4 protein-coding genes are annotated in these 6105 nt (G+C 39.1%); 3 read left to right on the top strand and 1 reads right to left on the bottom strand.

Annotated features, from left to right (window positions below; translation table 11 throughout):
- Positions 1 to 313 precede the first annotated feature (313 nt).
- Positions 314 to 1435: a CRISPR-associated ring nuclease Csm6 gene (gene csm6 / locus NA59_RS13815; RefSeq protein WP_044414218.1), complete on the bottom strand. Its 1122-nt coding sequence runs from the start codon at positions 1433 to 1435 to the stop codon at positions 314 to 316.
- A 160-nt stretch (positions 1436 to 1595) separates the two neighbouring features.
- Here csm6 and csx16 point away from each other — a divergent pair, with 160 nt between their 5' ends.
- The 3 genes from csx16 to NA59_RS13800 are packed head-to-tail and all read left to right on the top strand — an operon-like array spanning position 1596 to position 5899.
- Positions 1596 to 1895, top strand: a complete 300-nt coding sequence (csx16, locus tag NA59_RS13810; RefSeq protein WP_198401130.1) for a CRISPR-associated protein Csx16 — start codon at positions 1596 to 1598, stop codon at positions 1893 to 1895.
- Between the two features lie 21 nt (positions 1896 to 1916).
- Complete coding sequence (locus NA59_RS13805) at positions 1917 to 4658, top strand: hypothetical protein (protein ID WP_044414215.1); 2742 nt, start codon at positions 1917 to 1919, stop codon at positions 4656 to 4658.
- 14 nt (positions 4659 to 4672) lie between these two features.
- A complete protein-coding gene (locus NA59_RS13800) occupies positions 4673 to 5899 on the top strand; it encodes a PDDEXK family nuclease (RefSeq protein WP_044414212.1) in 1227 nt (408 codons plus the stop codon).
- Positions 5900 to 6105 lie beyond the last annotated feature (206 nt).

The raw sequence follows: 6105 nt of genomic DNA, 5'->3' as shown, positions 1-6105 counted from the left end.
CGTTCATGATCAGCCCCGCCAAATAGGGGATTAAGACTTAGCTTTGATGTCTTTTAGTTGTTCTGCTGTAAGTTCATGATCACCCCGCTAAATAGGGGATTAAGACGATGAGTTTCTATAATTAATATTATGGAAACTCAACATGGTATTAAAACGCGCTGTTTTATTGATCTGTTGACACCCCTCCACTAATGGTTTGATGTCAACAACTTCAGGGTGAAGATGATGGTAATATGGGGTTAATAGTTAATGCGGTGATTTGATGAAAACATGACATAATAATCTAGCTATTTACTGTTTGTTTGATTAATATTTAAGAAATATGAATCTTGTTCAAGTCCAATGACAATGAGTGAATGAATTGCCCGCCTTTTTTGTTTGCGATTATTTCATAGTGTTTAGCGTTAACACCGAGTGATTCTTTAAGTTGTTTTTTAATTGAGGTTTTCCTTTGTGATATGAATTCTTTTGTCATCCCGTTTTGAATGGACGACAATGATCGATCCATGTCATACTTATCGCCTATTACTTGATCTACCATTTTTATGAATTCATCTCGGTAACTCTCATCTGGATATCCTTCTGGCGGTACGATAATGCCAACATTTTCCTTGCGTTTGTCCACTAGCCATAAATAAAACGCAAAATTTACAGGGCTTAGTTTTATTTCATTTTTATCAACGGTTAACGTTCTGTTATGTATGTTGATTTCGATATCCTGTACTTCAAAAGACTGTTGAAGGTGTGCAACCAGTTCACTAAAGTCTTGAGCTTTAGACACTAGCGTTTGATCAATCGCATGGCGCATACGTACAATCGGCAGATAAGCCAAATCAACTTTAGCCTCTCTTACTTCGAGTAACTCCTGCTGATCATGAGTCCTGATAACCTGAGAGTAAGGTGTCGGGTAAAAAAAGTTAGGATGACCTTCAAATTTGGGTTCAACTAATACGTGTGATAGCCTATCTTGTTCACGCCCATACATCGACAAAACATAACCGGCATAAAACCCCATGGTTTTTCGACCGCCTGCTATAGATACATGTATAGCCGTGTTAGGATCAGATGTTATTTCTCTGATATGTGAGGTAATCAAGTTCGCAACAGCATTATTTTCTTCGGGTGTGCGTATGTCATCAATGGCATTTCCTTTATTATCCTTCAAAACATGAATACAACTTTCATCAAAGTGAATAGACTGTAGATTGTAATCATTACAAAAACGATGAAACCACCCACCATTTTCACTAAATAATGCAAGCCTGCAATGTTGAGCACCTTTTAGTGTTGTTAGTACATGAATTTCGGTTGGTATCCAAGGGTCAACGGACGCCTGAAGAGCGTAAAGGGTCTCTGTTAAAATTTGTGGAGATAAGCCTAGCACAGAGTATAAAACTCTTCTGGAAAAATGGTTAGGTGAAGTCATGTCGTTCATGTTTCTCTCAAGATATGTTAAAAAAACTAAGCGTCAAAAAAATTTAAACATATTATACGTCGTTAATTATAACTAGGAATACATCACAAACTTGCGAGTTATGTTTTATAGTCTGAATTCAATTATCATAATTTTTTTAAAATTTGTGAGGATGTGCATTATGATATATTTAATTACAAGACATCAGGGTGCACTCGAGTGGTTTAAAAAAAACCATATTGCCTATGATAAACACTTAGCGCATTTGAATACGGACGTTTTGCAGTCAGGGGATCAGGTAATAGGAAATCTACCCGTGAATCTAATTGCACAAATTAATAAAATTGGCGTATCATATTTTCATTTGTCATTTAACGTTCCCTATGAATGGAGAGGTCAAGAGCTTACTTCTAGTCAGTTAGATGAGCTTTGCGTCGAAATAAAGCCCTACTGTGTCAAGGATGTTACTAGCCCCATTTAAATAAACGCACCGAGGAGTCACATGAAGAAGCAGGAATACCGAATATTGCAACTCTGCAATTTGCCAGAAGATCAAATGTTTTTTTTTAAAAATAGCACAAGTATCCACTTATTCAAGCCGTCCGATCCAGACAATTTTAGTTCAACGAAGTCAGAATTAAGCGATTTGATAAAATCGCTAACCTCGGTTGAGTGCGTTTTGGGGCAGGTAAATACACCGATTGCGTGGTGGATGCAAGCCGCTCACACGCTTTCTGATGCACAGTACTTGTGTTTTGACCCGACTAAGACAGAGTGGCTAAACCTCAATACACTAGAGGCTGAATCCCTGTCTGATGTAGACACAGATAGGGTATCAGAGATACAAGAGTCTGTAGAAGTTGAGCAACCTGTCGTCACTGAAAAAGTAAAAACAAATAACCAACCTTACGCCAACCTCTCTTTTGGTGCACTACTTAATGAAATTTTAAAAATCGCCAGCTGGACATCTTCAAAAGACGTTGATCGCCAGCTCAACGAGCTATTAATTGAAGTGCAGCGCCGTGAAGCATCCAATCGGGGCATGACAAAAAAAGCGAAAGACAATATCCTGCTAGGTCAGCAAGCTAATGCGCTGGAAAAAGAAATTAAGAAGAAAGTGAATCAGGCGATAGGTTCGAAAAACGCGGCAGCTATCGATGAAATTAAGGTCTGGTTGCAATCTCAGCCAAACATGGAACTTCCTCATTACAAGCGTTTGGTAGAGTTTAGATTTCGTCAAGCTAAAAAATTTGGTTTAAACACAATAGCTAAGAACGAAATAAAGCCGAAAAATAGTTCAGTTAAGTTGACTATGCACGACAATCACCACCCCAATAACCTTCGTTTTTTACCTCCGACATCACGCTGGACGTTTGTCGTTGATGAGACGGGTGAAACATTTAATTACGACGATGCACAACAGTTGGGTTATGCAGATAAAAAACTAGGTCGTGTTGTATGTTTAGCGATTCCTGATTATGTTGAAAACGCATTGCCAAAATTAAACAGACATCACGCTACCGAGGCCTCTCATCAGCAAAATGATGAAGTCATCCAAAATACAATTAATGCGCAGGTAGGCGTATTTGGCTTTACAGTAAATGATAAAGGTCTCGATGTAAAATCACGTTGGTTTGATGCCATTTATCAGCTAACGCGCTGGGTTGTATTGATGACGCCATTTGACCCTAATAGCCCAACTGAACTTAATTTTGAAATTGAGCAACGTGGTGTGTATACATCTAACTATTCTATACAAGTCATTGCCGAGCGCATTGAGAGTGAGTTGATCGCTGTCGATCCAGAGCGTTATAAAAACTGTAAACTCTCCATGCGTTTTATCGGTAAGGATGGTTCACCTTATAACGGTTATGTCGATACTATAGCGCATATGTGGGGCAGTAAAGATGGTTTAGCTAAAGAGCGTCTAAGACGCTCTGGTCTTGAGGCACATTGTTTAATGCGTCCTGATTCTGAGAGTATTGAACAGTTTTATTTGAATGTTAACCAGCATGAACTGAAGCCTGATCAATGGTACAAAATGCTGTCGAGCATTATTGATGAGCCTAGAAATAGCTTGTTAAACACAATAATGGATCGTTTAAAGGTTTCATTAAAAGACAATCCAAGTCTTTGGTTGAGTTATTTGGACTTAATATTAGAGAGACTTCGAGCCAAACAATATTCAACAAAAACGTTAGGTCTTTACCTTGACTGGCTCGAAGCAGCACGTCCAGCAGAGCAGCAACTACCGCCTATGGCTAAGTTGCAATGGTTAGCATTTCAGTTAGCTCAATCAAACCATTCAGGTAGAATGAATGTGGGACTAATAGATCAAGCCTTTTTACTGAGTAACCAGCTTTTTGATGAATCTGCGCCAGATGCAATGGAAGTTTCGCTTCGCATAGCCGTAGCGGCAACCAATGCTTTTGAGTATTCATCCGTTAAACCCTTAGTGGAAAAGTGGCTCACTTATCCAGTTGCAACGGTAGGGTTAGCTAATTATGCCAAGTTACAATCAACGTTGGGTCAACTTAATGCATTTGAACTTAATGCAGACAAATCTATTCAATGCTTTGAGGGCGCGCTAGACTCCATTGATAAGCTATCTGATCGCACTCAATCTCATCGCGAACGTAAGCAAACGTATACCTATTTGTTAATGGCTCAAATGGATGCTAATCAGGATGGTTGGGTAGCAAACATAAAGGCGCATTTATTTAACTTTGAAACAGATATAAAAAAGGCCATGCGTAAGCTAGCTTTTAACCAAGCATCGAATCCTGTTGAGCTTCAGTATCTGCATCACTTAATGCTGCGGGCATTTGTAAGAAGTCCACATGAATTTGAGGAGTATATTTTATCTTATCTTTCACACTCGCAAGTATGGTGTAGCCAGTCAGAGCATCATCCGTGGCAATGGATTTACGCCTATAGGGGCGTACTCCTAGCCCAGAATAATGACACATCTGGTGCAGTCACAGAGTTTCGCAATGCATTAGATTTAACGCTTGATACCGAACAGGTTGGGGTCACGGTTCAGTGGATTGGGTATGTTATTTTACATTTGGCGGACCACCTAGGCCTGAACTTGCAACCTGAGTACCAAGCAAGATTTGACCAACTTCAACTGGAGCAAACTTTGCCGCGTGCTCCACACGATGCATTAACGTCTTGGAGATTGAGTAATGAGTTTGAGATATGGGATGGCTTAATGCAATGTACACCTTTTAATTTCCATTAAGAATGAAAACTAACATGAAAGCAGAACCGGAGCATAAGGTTATTTATGTGCTAATTGTTTCCGCTCATAATGTGCCAGGTTTAGCTACTTTGATATCTCTTGGTTGCGATATTCATAAAGTGATTTTAATTTCAACGTCGGGTAGTGGTTTTTACGATGCAACAGAGCGATTAAAAGGCGTTATAACACAGTTAAACCCCAACTGGTTGATTGAAATCTGGCCCAAAAGCATGAATCTCTCTGGAGAGTCATATCAAGAGATGATGAAGTGGGTTCAGCAGGAGGTTAAGCCTTATTATCAGCGTCATGAAGATTACCATTGGATGATAAACATCACCGGTGGTACAAAGATTATGCCGATTGCACTCCTGGATGCTCTGCCATGGACCGAAGTACATTATAAGGCATTTAACTATCCGCATCTTCAGAGGTGGCGGCATCAACCTGTCTATGAGCCGCTTGAGGATAAAACTATAGAAACGCTTTCAGTTAAAAGCGCGCTTGAAACCTACAAAGTTATTGAGCAAATAAAACCGAATCCTCTAGACATTAACCCAGAAGCAGTCAAACTGGCTAATGACATATGGCAGGCATACCTAACATATGACGAGTCCAACCCAACACATCCGCATCATATTTTAACGATGAAACTTCAAAAAGCATGGGCTCTAGGAGAAAATACAAAATCGGTAAATTGGCCACTAACGGATTGGTTACCACTATCAGAGGATGAAACGCTGGCGTGGTTTAAAAAACTTGAAGTCATTTCATCAGGGTCAGTACAAGTCATGGAGGGCAAAGTTTATTTCCCTGGTTCATCGCCAAAGAAAAGACATAAAGCATTTCAGCGATGGTTGAAAGGTCTATGGTTTGAAACATTAATCTCGTCCTGGTTGGACTCTATCCCTGGGTTATTGAAATCTCACCGAATGCAAAATATCAGAGTTAATGATTTAAAGCGTGAGATAGACTTTATGTTGATTAAGAATAATAAATTGATATCTATCGAAGCGAAGGTTGCATCAGCACCGGGGAAGGCGCATAAGTCAAGCGAGATAATTCAACAAATAAAGTCGATACAAGATATTGGACAACTGGAAACTTTATTATGCATTAGTCCATTGTTTGATAAAATGATCGAGTCCGAAGATGCTAAGAATGATTTTTATGAAAGCTGCAGTGCAAATCGTATTAGGTTGATTAAATCAAGGTCAGACTTGATTAACTATTGTTCTGAGTAGTTAATTAATCCACTTAAATAGAGTAAAATGACTTAAGTTGACGATCTTTAACAATGTGGATAAGTAAGGGTAAATTCGTTCGTTTTCAAACATAACTTTTTTGCCTAAAATATAGGCAGAAATTTACCTATGTAAGATATTGAAAAGTAACAAAAAAGTTATCCACAACTGTTCATGATCAGCCCCGCCAAATAGGGGATTAAGAC

Source organism: Thiomicrospira microaerophila (genome assembly GCF_000934765.1).
GTDB classification, from domain to species: Bacteria; Pseudomonadota; Gammaproteobacteria; order Thiomicrospirales; family Thiomicrospiraceae; genus Thiomicrospira; species Thiomicrospira microaerophila.
The sequence above is the reverse complement of the archived record's forward strand: the minus strand, read 5'-3'. Positions and strand labels throughout refer to the sequence as shown.